Origin of the sequence: Streptomyces griseochromogenes, from assembly GCF_001542625.1 — a bacterium.
GTDB lineage: Bacteria > Actinomycetota > Actinomycetes > Streptomycetales > Streptomycetaceae > Streptomyces > Streptomyces griseochromogenes.
The window spans coordinates 9,583,296-9,596,231 of record NZ_CP016279.1 but is presented as its reverse complement, the minus strand read 5'-3'; the positions used below and the strand labels follow the sequence as shown (position 1 = coordinate 9,596,231).

Sequence of the window (12,936 nt, the reverse complement as noted above, 5' to 3'; positions counted from 1 at the left end):
CATGCCCGCCGCACCTGCGAAAATGGACCGGTGGGCAGGTCCAGGAACAACCGGCGCGGGTCGGCCGCCGTCGATGCCGTGGTCGAAGCGGTCGACGGCGGGCTCGCACAGCTCATCCCCGATCCGGACCGCTCCCGGGCCTGGACGCTGCTGATCGACGGAGCGCCCCAGTCTCACGTCGACCTGGACGACCCGGCGTATCTCTCCTTCGAGTACCAGCGCCGCCTCGGCCATGTCATCGACCTCGTCGCCCCGCCCGGCAAGCCGGTGCAGGCCGTGCACCTCGGCGGCGGCGCCCTCACCCTCGCCCGGTACGTCGCCGCCACCCGCCCCCGCTCCACCCAGCAGGTCGTCGAGCGCGACGCCCGCCTCGTCCAACTGGTCCGCCGCGAGCTGCCGTTGGACCCGAACGCCCGGATCCGGATCAGATCGGCGGACGCCCGTGCGGGTCTTGCCAAGGTGCCGGACGGCTGGGCCGACCTGGTCATCGCCGATGTCTTCAGCGGTGCCAGGACCCCCGCCCACCTCACCTCCACCGAGTTCCTGGACGAGGTCCGCCGGGCCCTGAAGCCCTCCGGTGTCTACGCGGCCAACCTCGCCGACGGCCCGCCGCTCGCCCATCTGCGCGGCCAGATCGCCACCGCCGCCGCCCGTTTCGCGGAACTCGCCCTGATCGCGGATCCGGCCGTGCTGCGCGGCAAGCGCTTCGGCAACGCCATCCTCGTCGCCCGCGACCTCCCGCTGCCGCTCGCCGAACTCACCCGCCGCGCCGCCTGCGACCCGCACCCCGCACGGGTCGAACACGGCAGGCAGCTCACCGACTTCACCGGCGGCGCCGTACCCGTGACGGACGAGGCGGCGGTCGCCTCCCCGGCCCCGCCGCCCTCGGTGTTCCGCTGAGTCCGCCCGCCGCGGCTCAGTACGTGCCCACCTCCACATGCGGCGGCCCGTCATGCCAGGCGCAGAACACCGACACCCGGTCCGCGCCCTTGCCGAACTCCACCCGGATCCATGTCTCCGTCTTCCACACCTGCATCGACCAGCCCGTCCCCGGGGTCGCCGAGACGAGGGTGGCGCTCGCCGGTCCCAGGTCGAAGACCGCCCGGCCGCCGTCGGTGTCGTAGGCCTTGACCCGGCCGGAGCCGGTGGCCGTGGGGGAGGGGCCGGTGCCGGGAGGCCGCGTCGCCGACGGTGCGGGGGCCGGCGGCCTGGCCGACGCGCTCTTCGACGGGGCCGGCCGGGCGGTCGGCGTGTCCAGCGGCTTCGAGCCCTGCGTCGTCGCGTCGGCCGCCGTGATCGGCAGGGCGCGCGGCGGGTCGTACGCCGTCCCGGCCATCACCGTGTGCACACCCCACCACGACAGCGTGACCGCCGCTCCCGTCGCGAGCAGCCACGCCAGTACGTGTACGAGTCCTCTGCGCATCGGGGGCCATCCTGCCTCAGGACTACCGCCGTGCGCACTTGCCCCGAGTTATCCACAGGCGCCGGACCCCTCCGTGCCGCATGGCGTACGGTGCGGCGCATGGCAAGTGTGCTCGTGGTCGAGGACGACCAGTTCGTACGCTCGGCGCTCATCCGGCACCTGACCGACGCCTCGCACACCGTGCGCAGCGTCGGTACGGCACTGGAGGCGCTGCGCGAGGTCGCCCATTTCCGTTTCGACGTGGTCATCCTGGACCTCGGACTGCCCGACCTGGACGGCTCCGAGGCGCTGAAGATGCTGCGCGGCATCACCGACGTGCCCGTCATCATCGCCACCGCCCGGGACGACGAGACGGAGATCGTCCGGCTGCTGAACGCCGGGGCGGACGACTACCTGACCAAGCCGTTCTCGGTCGAGCACCTGTCGGCGCGGATCGCGGCCGTGCTGCGCCGGGCCCGCTCCGGCGGCCCGGAGGCCCCGCCGTCCACGGTCATCCGCGTCGGCGGGCTGACCGTCGACCCGCTGCGCCGCCAGGCCGAACTGGACGGCGCCCGGCTGGACCTCACCCGCCGGGAGTTCGATCTGCTGGCCTTCCTCGCCGGCCGCCCCGGCGTCGTCGTTCCGCGCAAGGAACTCCTCGCCGAAGTCTGGCAGCAGTCCTACGGCGACGATCAGACCATCGATGTGCATCTGTCCTGGCTGCGCAGGAAATTGGGGGAAACGGCCGCCCGGCCCCGCTATCTGCACACCCTGCGGGGCGTCGGCGTGAAGCTCGAACCCCCGGGAGAGAGGGCGCAGCCATGAGATGGGCCCTGGTCAAGGTGTGCCTGGCGGTCACCACGATGGTCGTGGTCGCCTTCGCCGTTCCGCTCGGACTCGTCGTCAAGGAGATGGCCCGCGACCGCGCTTTCTCCAACGCCGAGCGGGAGGCGGCCGCGGTCGCCCCGGCGCTGTCCATCACCACCGACCGGGACAAGCTGGAGCGGGTGGTGGCCTCCGCGGGCGCGGACTCCGGGATGGCCGTGCACCTGCCTGCCGACGGCACCCGCCCCGCGCTCGACCTCGGCCGGCGGCGCGCCGCCGACCGCGACATCGAGGCGGTACGGAAACTGGGCCGCGCCTCCACCACCTCGGTCGGCGGTGGCTCCACCCTGCTGCAGCCGGTCGCGCTCGGCTCCGGTGCGATCGCGGTCGTCGAGGTGTACGTCCCCGAGTCCGAGACGAGCAACGGCGTCGGCACGGCCTGGGCGGTGCTCGCGGCCGTCGGCCTCGGCCTGATCGTCGGCTCGGTCGCGGTCGCCGACCGGCTCGGGGTGCGCATGGTGCGGCCGGCGCAGCGGCTGGTCGAGGGCGCGCACGAGCTGGGCGAGGGCAAGCTGGGCGCCCGGGTGCCGGAGGAAGGGCCGAACGAACTGAGGCTGGCCGCAGTCGCGTTCAACTCCATGGCCGACCAGGTCGTCCAACTCCTGGCCAACGAACGCGAACTGGCGGCCGACCTCTCGCACCGGCTGCGCACCCCGCTGACCGTGCTCCGGCTGAACGCCGCCTCCCTCGGCGCCGGTCCCGTCGCCGAGCAGACCCGCACCGCCGTCGCCCAGCTGGAGCGCGAGGTCGACACCATCATCCGCACCGCGCGCGAAGCCAAGCCGCAGACCGCGGCAGCCGGGCCCGGCGCCGGGTGCGACGCGGCCGAAGTGGTCCGCGAGCGCATGGAGTTCTGGTCCGCGCTCGCCGAGGACGAGGGACGCAAGTGGCGGGTGGCCGGCGTCGAGCGGCCGGTGCGCATACCCGTGGCCCGCGCCGACCTGGCCGCCGCCCTCGACGCGCTGCTCGGCAACGTCTTCCGGCACACCGCCGAGGGCACCGCCTTCGCGGTCGACGTGCACAACGGCGAGGACGCGGTGATCGTGCTGATCTCCGACGCGGGCCCCGGCATACCCGACCCCGAGGCGGCGATGGCCCGCGGCCGCGGCTCCGGCAGCGCCGGCTCGACCGGCCTCGGCCTCGACATCGTGCGCCGCCTCGCCGAGGCCACCGGCGGAGACGTCCGCATCGGCGCGTCGGTACTGGGCGGGACCGAGATCCGGATCTGGTTCCAGCTGGACGGGCGGGGGCCGACGGGAAGAGGGCACCGGGGGGCCGTGCGCAGACGTCGGCGGGCGGCGGGGGTGCGCTGAGGGCCAGGCAGCTCCTGTCCTCCTCGCCCCTCCTCTCCTCCTCGCCCTTCCTCTCTTTCCCGCCCTTCCCCCCTTCCCGCAGGGGTCATTGGGCGCCGGCGGCGGGACGGACGACGATCTCGTTGACGTCGACCTCCGAAGGCTGGGAAACGGCGTAGGCGATGGCATCCGCGATGGCGGAGGCGGGCAGTGCCACCGCGCGGTACGTCTTCATGGCCTTCCGGGCAGCGGGGTCGGAGATGGTGTCGGCGAGTTCGGACTCGGTCACGCCCGGGGAGACGAGAGTGACCCGGATGTCGCCGGCGGACTCCTGGCGCAGTCCTTCGGAGATCGCGCGGACGGCGAACTTGGTGGCGCAGTAGACGGCGGCCGTGGGTGAGACCTCGTACGCGCCGACGGAGGCGATGTTCACGACGTGCCCGCCGCCCTGAGCGCGCATCACGGGCAGGGCGGCGGCGATACCGTGCAGAACCCCCCGCACGTTCACGTCGATCATGCGGTCCCACTCATCGGTCTTGAGCGCTTCCAAGGGCGAGAGCGGCATCACCCCGGCGTTGTTGACCACCACGTCCACTCGGCCGTAGCGCTCGTGGGCGGCGGACACGAAGGCCCGGACGTCGTCGGCATCCGTGACGTCCAGCCGCTGGAACGCCGCGGTGCCGCCCGCGGCGGCGATCTCCCTGGTCAGCGCGTCGAGGCGAGCGGTGCGCCGTGCTCCGAGGAGCAGGTGGTGGCCGTCGGCGGCGAGCCGGCGGGCGGTCGCCTCCCCGATGCCGCTGCTCGCCCCGGTGATCGCCACGACCTTGGCTGCGTCTGTCATGCCTGCTGTTCCTCTCGGTGGAGCACGAGTCCTGCCCGGCCGAGTCTGGGCAGGCCGAAGACCGCCGGCCAGGACGTGTACCGCCTGGGTGCACCACACCCAGGCAGCACGCCGCCCCCGCGGCCTAGCCTGAGGACATGACCGACAACCACCTGGGAGAGTTCCTGCGCGCCCGCAGGGCGGCCCTGCGGCCGCGGGACGTCGGCATGGCGAGCTACGGCGTGCGCAGGGTCGCCGGACTGCGCCGCGAGGAGGTCGCCGTCCTGGCCGGGGTGAACGCGGACTACTACACCCGGCTGGAACAGGGGCGCGAACGGCACCCCTCGGCCCAGGTACTGGACGCGCTCGGCCGCGCCCTGCGGCTGGACCCCGACGCCTACGCGCACCTGCACCACCTGGCAGGGACAGCGCCGGGCCACCAGTACACCCACACCACGGACCGGGTCGGTCCCGCCCTGCGCCAGCTGATGGACGGTCACCCGGGCGCCCCGGCGTTCGTCATCAACCGGACCTTGGACGTCCTGGCGGCCAACGCCCTGGCCGAAGCCCTGCACTCACCCTTCGAGCAGGTGGACAACCTGGCCCGCATGACCTTCCTCGACCCGGCGGGCCGGCAGTTCTACACCCGGTGGAGCCGCACGGCACAGGCCACCGTGGGGCATCTGCGCCAGACGGCCGGTCTCGACCCGGACAGCCCACGGCTGCGGGAGCTCGTCCGGGTCCTCACCGAGCACAGCGCGGACTTCACCCGTCTGTGGAACACCCACACCGTGCGCGGCAAGACGCAGGACGCCAAGCATCTCCTCCACCCGGATGTCGGCCCCCTGACCCTGACCTACCAGGCCTTCGACGTACGCGACGCTCCGGGCCAGCAGCTCGTCGTCTACCAGGCCGAGCCCGGCAGCCCCGGCGCCCAGGCCCTGGGCCTGCTCGGCTCCCTCCACGCCACCTCGCGCCAGGCCGCCGAGTAGCCGAAATCGACGGCCCGGACCTTGTTGAGCGCTCGCCTCGGCCCGTGATGGCACCGCCGCGCGTCCGCCTGCGCCCGCGCGCCCCCGCACGCGAAATTGGTCTCGACCTTTAACCGTCCCCGATCCCATCCTTAAGCGCACCCTAAGGACTTCAAAGCCCGTCCCTATCAAGCCGTTTGTCCGATTCCGGATCGCTAGCGTGCTGCCGCACCACACCCCCGCGATGAACGAAGGCAGGCACGCGCATGAGCACGCACCGGCGCAGGATCAGTGGCAGGAACAAGGCGATCGGCGGCCTGGTGGCCGCTGCCGTGGTCGGTGGCGGCGCGGTCCTGCTGACCGGCACCGCACACGCGGCCGGTGTCGGCGCCGCGTACACGAGGACCAGCGACTGGTCGACGGGCTACACCGCGCAGTACGTCGTCACCAACGACAGCGGCCGGACGGAGAAGACCTGGACGCTGGAGTTCGACCTTCCCGCGGGCGCGAAGCTCAGCTCGCTGTGGAACGGCGAGTCGAGCGTCAGCGGGCAGCACGTCACCGTGAAGCCCGCCAAGTGGGACACGGAGGGCCTGGCCCCGGGCAAGTCGGTCACCGTCGGCTTCGTGGTCAACGGCACCGGCGCCCCGACCGGTTGCCGGATCGACGGCGGGCAGTGTTCCGCGGACGGCGGTGCCACCCCCGAGCCGAGCGGCCGCCCGACCCAGACCCCGTCGCCGGCCCCGACCCCCACCAAGACCACCACCCCGACCCCGACGAAGAGCGCCCCGCCCACGCAGAGCGCGACCCCCACCCCCACCGCGAGCACGGGCAGCGGCACCGCCGCCTCCGCCGGCTTCGCGCCCTACGTCGACACCTCCCTCTACCCGGCCTTCGACCTGTTGGCCGCCGCGGACGCGACCGGCGTCAAGAACTTCAACCTGGCCTTCATCACGGACGGCGGGGGCTGCACCCCCAAGTGGGGCGGGGTCACGGACCTCACCAGCGACGGCGTGGCCGCCCAGATCGGCTCCCTGCGCGCCAAGGGCGGTGACGTCCGGGTCTCCTTCGGCGGCGCCTCCGGTTCGGAGCTCGCCACCACCTGCTCCTCCGCGGACGCGCTGGCGACCGCCTACGGCAAGGCGGTCGACGCCTTCAAGCTGACCAAGGTCGACTTCGACATCGAGGGCGGTGCCCTGCCCAACACGGCCGCCAACACCCGTCGCGCCCAGGCCATCGCCAAGCTCCAGGCCCAGCACCCGAACCTGGACGTCTCCTTCACCCTCCCGGTGATGCCCGAGGGCCTGACCCAGGACGGCGTGAACCTCCTCGCCAACGCCAAGTCCAACGGCGTGAAGACCGACACCGTCAACATCATGGCGATGGACTACGGCGCCTCGTACAACGGCGACATGGGCGACTACGCGCAGCAGGCGGCCACCGCCACCCAGGCGCAGGTCAAGAGCGTGCTCGGCCTGTCCGACTCCGCCGCCTGGAAGACGGTCGCGGTCACCCCGATGATCGGCGTCAACGACGTCTCCTCCGAGGTCTTCAAGGTCGACGACGCCACCCAGCTGGTGAACTTCGCCAAGTCCAAGGGCCTCGGCTGGCTCTCCATGTGGTCCGCGACCCGCGACAAGCAGTGCGACGGCGGTCCCAAGCCCACCGCCGACGCCACGTGCAGCTCGATCGCCCAGGACAAGTTCGCGTTCTCGAAGGCGTTCGGCGCCCTGAACTGACACGCCGGGGGCCGCGCGTCCTCTGCCGACTAGGCATGATCATGCCTATATAGTTCCGGCTCGGGTCGATCTTCGACCGGGGCCGGACGTCGTCCGTCACAGCGACGCACGGTCCCTTTCTCATGTCATCCGCCGGGCCGCCCGTGCCCGGCCGCACCACTTCGGGGGAACCGTGACGTCCATTCGCCATGCCCTTGCCGCGACCGCACTCGCCTGCGCCGCACTCACGCTGACCGCCTGTCAGCCCGAGGACACCGCCGAGGCCACCGGTACCGCGAGCCCCACCGGTACCGCGAGCCCTTCCGCCTCCGCGAGCCCCACCGCCAAGGGCGGCTGCCCGACCCTCGCCAAGGGCCACAAGTACGTCCTGGTCGAGAGCGTCTCCGGCGCGATGAACACGCTCACCACCAAGGACGCCGTACAGCACTGCAGCTCCACCGAGGGCGCCTTCTACCAGGCGGGCGGGAAGGAACACGAGTACACCGTCGAGTCCGGCGACACCCCCATCACGCTCCTCCACGTGAAGAAGAGCGGGCCGGCGAAGACGACCGCCGCCGGCGGCGGCCTCGAGCACATCCGGGTCTGCGTCAACGGCACCGCGCAGGACACCGCCACGGCCAAGGCCGACACCAGCGACTGCTATGGCGAGAACTACTTCGACGTGGCCGTGGGCGGCGACGGCAAGCTCACCGAGATGACCGAGCTCTTCGGCTCCTGAGCGCACCGGCGCGGCACTCCCCGGCGTGCCGCGCCCCGCTCCGCTAGTCGGCCTGCACCGCCGGCAGCGCCCCCGTCCGCGCCGCCTCGCCGTACCACCGCGCACTCGACTTCGGCGTCCGCTCGAGCGTCGCGTAGTCCACGTACACCGCCCCGAACCGCTTGCCGTAGCCGTACGCCCACTCGAAGTTGTCCAGCAGGGACCACAGGTAGTAGCCGCGGACGTCCGCGCCGTCGGTGAGGGCGCGACGGACCGCCGAGAGGTGGCCGTGCAGGTAGGCGATGCGCTCCGGGTCGTGCACCCGGCCGTCGGGGTCGGGCTTGTCGTCGTAGGCCGCGCCGTTCTCGGTCACGTACAGCGGCAGGCCCGGTGCCTCCCGCGTGTACCGCATGATCAGCTCGTGCAGGCCCGTCGGATCGATCGTCCAGCCCATCTCGGTGCGCTCGCCCGGGGTCTGGTGGAACAGCACGGTGCCGGCGCCCGGCCAGGGGGAGTGCTCGCTCGCGCCGTGGCCGTCCTGGCGCGGCCCCTTGATCTCGCCGGGGGCCGCAGAGACGAGTGTCGGGGTGTAGTAGTTCAGGCCGAGGGCGTCCAGCGGCACATGGATGGTGCGGACGTCGCCGTCGAGGATGTACGACCAGTCGGTGACCGAGGCCGTCTCCGGGAAGAGCGACTCGGGGTACGCACCGTGCAGGATCGGGCCGTGGAAGATCCCGTTGGCCAGGTCGTCGATCCGGCGGGCCGCCGCGAGGTCGGCCGGCTCCTGCGAAAGGGGCCGTACCACCGCGGAGTTGAGGCTGATGGCGACCTGGTTGCGGGCCGGCATCACCGAGCGCAGGGCCGTCGCGCCCAGGCCGTGGGCCAGGTTGAGGTGGTGGGCCGCGCGCAGGGCGGCGGCCGGGTCGGTGCGGCCGGGGGCGTGTACACCGGAGCCGTAGCCCAGGAAGGCGCTGCACCAGGGCTCGTTGACGGTGATCCACTGCTCCACGCGGTCGCCGAGCGCCTCGCCGACCAGCTGCGCGTACTCGGCGAACCGGAAGGCGGTGTCCCGCTCCGGCCAGCCGCCCGCGTCCTCCAGCTCCTGCGGCAGGTCCCAGTGGTAGAGGGTGAGCGCCGGCTTGATCCCGGCGGACAGCAGCTCGTCCACCAGACGGCGGTAGAAGTCCAGGCCCATCTGAACCGCCGGGCCCCGGCCCGTGGGCTGCACCCGGGACCAGGAGACGGAGAAGCGGTAGGCGGTCAGGCCCAGCTCCGCCATCAGCGCCACGTCGTCCCGGTAGCGGTGGTAGTGGTCGACGGCGATGTCACCGGTCTCGCCGCCGGCCGTCCTGCCCTGCGTATGGCTGAAGGTGTCCCAGATCGAGGGGGTGCGGCCGCCCTCGCGCACCGCCCCCTCGATCTGGTACGCGGAGGTGGCGGCGCCCCACAGGAAGGCGGGGGGAAAGGTCACGGAGGCAGGGGAAACGGTGTTGGGCATGGAAGCGCTCCCATTGACGTCGTAGGAGACCGGTGCGGTGGTGGGAAGAGGGGGAGAGGGGCCGGGGTGGCGGTCGCCCGGCCCCTCGGGGGAAGGTCAGCCCTTGATCGCGCCCTGCATGATCCCGCCCACGATCTGCTTGCCGAACAGCAGGAAGGCGATCAGCAGCGGCAGCGTGCCGAGCAGGGCGCCGGCCATGATCACCGCCTGGTCCGGGACATAGCCGGTGCCGAGCGAGTTCAGGGCCACCTGGACGGTCGGGTTCTGCTGGTTCAGGGCGATGATCGGCCACAGGAAGTCGTTCCAGGCGAACACGAAGGTCAGCAGGCCGAGCACGGCCATCGCGGGCCGGGCGGCCGGGAAGACCACGTGCCAGACGACCCGGAGGCTGCTCGCCCCGTCCACCCGGGCCGCCTCGATCAGCTCCGACGGCAGCGCCTGCACCAGGTACTGCCGCATGAAGAAGGTGCCGAACGCGGTCACCAGGCTCGGCAGGATCACCGTCTGCAGCTGGTTGGACCAGCCGAGGTCCGACATCCACAGGTACAGCGGTACGACGGCCAGCTGCGGCGGGATCATCATCGTGCCGATGGTCAGCAGCAACAGCAGTCCGGAGAAGCGGAACCGCAGCTTGGCGAAGGCGAAGCCGGCCAGCGTGGAGAACAGCACCGTGCTCACCGTGATCGTGCCCGCCACGATCAGTGAGTTGAACATCGCGGTGCCGAGCCCCGCCTGGTCCCAGGCGCTCTGCAGGTTCTTGAACAGGTTGCCGCCGAACCACAGCGGCGGCGGAGTCTGGTCCAGCCGGTGGGCGGTACGCGAGGCCGCGATCGCCGTCCACACCAGCGGGGCCAGGGAAGCGAGGGCGAAGACGGTCAGCACGACATACGTCACCGGGCCCGCGTGCAACTGCCTGCCCGCGCCCATCGCCCGGCGCCGCTTCACCTTCGCGGCAGGCACAGTGACTTCACTGGTCGTCATTGGCTCTTCCTCAGCCGTCGGGTGAGCAGCAGATTGACCGCGGCGACGAGCAGCAGGATCAGGAACATCGACCAGGCGATCGCGGACGCCTTGCCGAGATTGCCGATGATCCAGCCCTGGTCGTACATGTACAGACCGAGCGTCTGGTACTGGTGCTCCGAGCCGCCCTTGGAGCCGCTGACCCCGCCGAACAGCAGCGGCTCGCCGAAGAGCTGGGTCGCGCCGATGGTGGAGACGACGACCGTGAACAGAATCGTGGGCCTGAGCTGCGGGATCGTCACATGCCGGAACTGCTGCCAGCGGTTGGCACCGTCGATCGCCGCCGACTCGTACAGATCCGTCGGGATCGCCTGCATCGCCGCCAGATAGATCAGCGCGTTGTACCCGGTCCACCGCCAGATCACGATCGAGGACACCGCGAACTGCGAACCCCAGTCCGACTCACGCCAGTTGACCGGGCCCGCCCCGAAGAAGTGGAGGACCCAGTTGACCATGCCGCCGTCCCACGAGTACAGCAGCGTGAACACCAGGGTCGCGGCCGCCACCGAGGTCGCGTACGGAGTCAGCATCACCACCCGCCACACGGTCGAGCCGCGCAGCCTGTAGTTCAGCAGATGGGCCAGCCAGACGGCCGCCATCAGCTGCGGAACGGTGGAGATCAGACCGATGGTGAAGGTGTTCTCCAGGGCGTTCCAGAAGAAGTCCGAGGACAGCAGGTGCTGGTAGTTGTCCAGGCCCGCCCAGGTCTGGTGGTCCAGGGCCGACAGCTGCACGTTGTGCAGCGAGTACCAGGCCGTGTAGAGCAGCGGGACCAGTGTGAAGGCCCCGAACAGGACGAAGAAGGGGGCCACGAACACGTACGGCGACGCCTTCATGTCCCAGCGGTACAGCCGGCTGCGCCAGGAGTCGGCACCCGCCGGCGCACCGCGACCGTGAGCGCCCCGGGCCGCGCCCGGCGGGGTGCCGGGCGCGGCGTCGGCGCTCGACGCGGAGTGCGCGAGGGCCTCGTCGGGGCTGGTCACTGGCCGAGCACGTCCTTGATCTCCTTGGCCGCCGCGTCCCAGCCCTCGGCGGGCGACTTGCCCTTCTGCTCGACCTGGAGGATGCCGATGTCGCTGATCGCGTTGTCGATCGGCTTGTCCTTGGGGCCGAGGGGCTGCGGGGGGATGGTCTTTGCGGAGTCGGAGAAGATCTGGGTGAGCGGCGCGTTCGAGAAGTACGCCGTGGTGTCGGCCTGCGGCTTCAGGGTCGCGTACGCCGACGGGGTCGAGGGGAAGCTGGCCTGCTTGGCGAAGACCTTCGCCTGCTGCTCGGGCGCGGTCAGCCACTTCGCCAGTGCGACGGCCTCCTTCTGGTGTTTGGTCGCCGTCGGCACGCCGAGGAAGGAGCCGCCCCAGTTGGACGCCGCCGGCGCCGCCGCCACGTCCCACTTGCCCTTGCCGGAGTCGCCCGACTTCTGTTCGATGTAGCCGACCATCCAGGCCGGGCAGGCGATGCTGGCGAAGGTGCCGTTGGCGAAGCCCTGGTCCCAGGTCGGGTCGAACTGCTTCAGCTTCGCCGACATGTCGCTGGTGGCGACGGTCATGGCGGCGTCCCAGGCCTTCTTCACGCCCTCGGACTTGTCCCAGACGACGTTGCCGTCCTTGTCGTAGTACCGCTCGCTCGCGCCGCCCACCGCCGCGTTGTAGACCGAGGAGGCCGAGTCCACGAACTTGGTGCCCTTGGGCGCCTTCTTCATGTACTGCTTGCCGAGGTCGACGTACTTGGACCAGTCGCCCTTCCACAGCTGGGCGAGCTTGGCGCGGTCGGTCGGCAGACCCGCCTTCTGGAACATGTCCTTGCGGTAGCAGACGGCCATCGGCCCGACGTCGGTGCCGAGCCCGATGAGCTTGCCGTCCTTCGTGGTCGCCTGGGCGTTCTTCCAGTCCAGCCACTGGGACTTGTCGACGTCCTTGCCGAGGTCGACGAACTTGTCGGCCTGGGTCTGCACGGCCTCGGTGATGTTGCCGATCTCGATGGCCTCGATGTCGTCGGTGCCGGACCCGGCCTGCAGGCGGGTGAGCACCTTCGGCCAGTAGACGTCGGTACGGGTGGTGACGTTCTCCTTGATGCTGATGTCCGGGTGGAGCTTCATGTACTCGTCGTAGAGGCCGGCCTGCTTGTAACCGAAGACACCGAAGGTCCCGATGGTCAGCGTGGTCTTGCCCTTGCCGCCTGAGCCGCCGTCCGAGTCGTCCGACGATCCGTCGTCCGAGTCCTTGGCGCAGCCGGCCAGCAGCCCCGTGGTCAGCGCGGCGACGGCCACGAAGGCCCCCAGCCTGTGGGACCGGCGGATGCTCGTGCGCATTGCGTCCTCCTGTTGCCTGACGTGCCGACCCCCCGGCCGACTGCATGGAAATCGGGCCCGTTGGTGTTCGCTGCGGCTCGGGCGGGGAACGTGCGGGATGTGTAGGTGTCAGGTACCGTGGGAGCGCTCCCACATGTGATGTGTTGAAGAGTCGCCGGTTCCGGGCGGGGTGTCAAGGGAGCGGACGGTGGCAACCGCCGTCAGTTATCGGGCCGTTAGCCGGCCCCGCTCGGGTGGGCGGATGGGGATGGACGGGCCTGTTAGATTCCAGGCCGGCCGAGATGCTGGTGTCGAGAAAGGCGGA

Annotated in this window: 12 protein-coding genes; 6 read left to right on the top strand and 6 right to left on the bottom strand. The window is 71.2% G+C overall.

The window, feature by feature from the left end; all coding sequences use genetic code 11:
• Positions 1 to 30: 30 nt before the first annotated feature.
• Positions 31 to 900, top strand: coding sequence for a spermidine synthase (locus AVL59_RS41725; RefSeq protein ID WP_067314851.1), 870 nt, complete (start codon positions 31 to 33; stop codon positions 898 to 900).
• A gap of 16 nt (positions 901 to 916) precedes the next feature.
• Here the strand turns inward: AVL59_RS41725 and AVL59_RS41720 are convergent, their stop codons facing one another.
• Positions 917 to 1,423: a hypothetical protein gene (locus AVL59_RS41720; RefSeq protein WP_067314850.1), complete on the bottom strand. Its 507-nt coding sequence runs from the start codon at positions 1,421 to 1,423 to the stop codon at positions 917 to 919.
• A gap of 99 nt (positions 1,424 to 1,522) precedes the next feature.
• Here AVL59_RS41720 and AVL59_RS41715 point away from each other — a divergent pair, with 99 nt between their 5' ends.
• Together AVL59_RS41715 and AVL59_RS41710 are read left to right on the top strand one after the other, a co-directional pair.
• Positions 1,523 to 2,227, top strand: a complete 705-nt coding sequence (locus tag AVL59_RS41715) for a response regulator transcription factor (protein WP_067314848.1) — start codon at positions 1,523 to 1,525, stop codon at positions 2,225 to 2,227.
• Entirely contained in the window at positions 2,224 to 3,600 is a 1,377-nt protein-coding gene (locus AVL59_RS41710; protein WP_067314847.1) for a sensor histidine kinase, read from the top strand. Before AVL59_RS41715 ends, AVL59_RS41710 begins: the two co-directional genes overlap by 4 nt.
• Positions 3,601 to 3,685: 85 nt before the next feature.
• Here the strand turns inward: AVL59_RS41710 and AVL59_RS41705 are convergent, their stop codons facing one another.
• Positions 3,686 to 4,420, bottom strand: coding sequence for an SDR family oxidoreductase (locus AVL59_RS41705; RefSeq protein WP_067314845.1), 735 nt, complete (start codon positions 4,418 to 4,420; stop codon positions 3,686 to 3,688).
• 137 nt (positions 4,421 to 4,557) lie between these two features.
• Here AVL59_RS41705 and AVL59_RS41700 point away from each other — a divergent pair, with 137 nt between their 5' ends.
• The 3 genes from AVL59_RS41700 to AVL59_RS41690 all read left to right on the top strand — a co-directional run bounded on the left by AVL59_RS41700 (position 4,558) and on the right by AVL59_RS41690 (position 7,827).
• Entirely contained in the window at positions 4,558 to 5,391 is an 834-nt protein-coding gene (locus tag AVL59_RS41700) for a helix-turn-helix transcriptional regulator (protein ID WP_079147249.1), read from the top strand.
• Between the two features lie 245 nt (positions 5,392 to 5,636).
• Positions 5,637 to 7,109, top strand: coding sequence for a glycoside hydrolase family 18 protein (locus tag AVL59_RS41695; RefSeq protein ID WP_067314843.1), 1,473 nt, complete (start codon positions 5,637 to 5,639; stop codon positions 7,107 to 7,109).
• Positions 7,110 to 7,281: 172 nt separating this feature from the next.
• Complete coding sequence (locus AVL59_RS41690) at positions 7,282 to 7,827, top strand: hypothetical protein (protein ID WP_067314842.1); 546 nt, start codon at positions 7,282 to 7,284, stop codon at positions 7,825 to 7,827.
• 43 nt (positions 7,828 to 7,870) lie between these two features.
• On the opposite strand, the gene AVL59_RS41685 is transcribed toward AVL59_RS41690, so the two are convergent.
• The 4 genes from AVL59_RS41685 to AVL59_RS41670 form a co-directional block, all read right to left on the bottom strand.
• Entirely contained in the window at positions 7,871 to 9,304 is a 1,434-nt protein-coding gene (locus AVL59_RS41685) for a GH1 family beta-glucosidase (protein ID WP_067314840.1), read from the bottom strand.
• Between the two features lie 96 nt (positions 9,305 to 9,400).
• On the bottom strand, positions 9,401 to 10,285 hold the full coding sequence (locus tag AVL59_RS41680) for a carbohydrate ABC transporter permease (RefSeq protein WP_067314838.1): 885 nt from the start codon (positions 10,283 to 10,285) through the stop codon (positions 9,401 to 9,403).
• The gene (locus AVL59_RS41675; protein WP_067314836.1) at positions 10,282 to 11,307 is read right to left on the bottom strand and encodes a carbohydrate ABC transporter permease; all 1,026 of its coding nucleotides are present in this window, start codon (positions 11,305 to 11,307) and stop codon (positions 10,282 to 10,284) included. The genes AVL59_RS41680 and AVL59_RS41675 overlap by 4 nt, the downstream gene beginning before the upstream one ends.
• Positions 11,304 to 12,632, bottom strand: coding sequence for an ABC transporter substrate-binding protein (locus AVL59_RS41670; protein ID WP_067314835.1), 1,329 nt, complete (start codon positions 12,630 to 12,632; stop codon positions 11,304 to 11,306). The genes AVL59_RS41675 and AVL59_RS41670 overlap by 4 nt, the downstream gene beginning before the upstream one ends.
• Positions 12,633 to 12,936 lie beyond the last annotated feature (304 nt).

Bases quoted from the DNA above. Each gene is read 5' to 3' on its own strand.
- AVL59_RS41700 (WP_079147249.1), top strand. From the start codon at position 4,558: ATGACCGACAACCACCTGGGAGAGTTCCTGCGCGCCCGCAGGGCGGCC.
- AVL59_RS41710 (WP_067314847.1), top strand. From the start codon at position 2,224: ATGAGATGGGCCCTGGTCAAGGTGTGCCTGGCGGTCACCACGATGGTC.
- AVL59_RS41680 (WP_067314838.1), bottom strand. From the start codon at position 10,285: ATGACGACCAGTGAAGTCACTGTGCCTGCCGCGAAGGTGAAGCGGCGC.
- AVL59_RS41695 (WP_067314843.1), top strand. From the start codon at position 5,637: ATGAGCACGCACCGGCGCAGGATCAGTGGCAGGAACAAGGCGATCGGC.
- AVL59_RS41705 (WP_067314845.1), bottom strand. From the start codon at position 4,420: ATGACAGACGCAGCCAAGGTCGTGGCGATCACCGGGGCGAGCAGCGGC.
- AVL59_RS41685 (WP_067314840.1), bottom strand. From the start codon at position 9,304: ATGCCCAACACCGTTTCCCCTGCCTCCGTGACCTTTCCCCCCGCCTTC.
- AVL59_RS41670 (WP_067314835.1), bottom strand. From the start codon at position 12,632: ATGCGCACGAGCATCCGCCGGTCCCACAGGCTGGGGGCCTTCGTGGCC.
- AVL59_RS41715 (WP_067314848.1), top strand. From the start codon at position 1,523: ATGGCAAGTGTGCTCGTGGTCGAGGACGACCAGTTCGTACGCTCGGCG.
- AVL59_RS41720 (WP_067314850.1), bottom strand. From the start codon at position 1,423: ATGCGCAGAGGACTCGTACACGTACTGGCGTGGCTGCTCGCGACGGGA.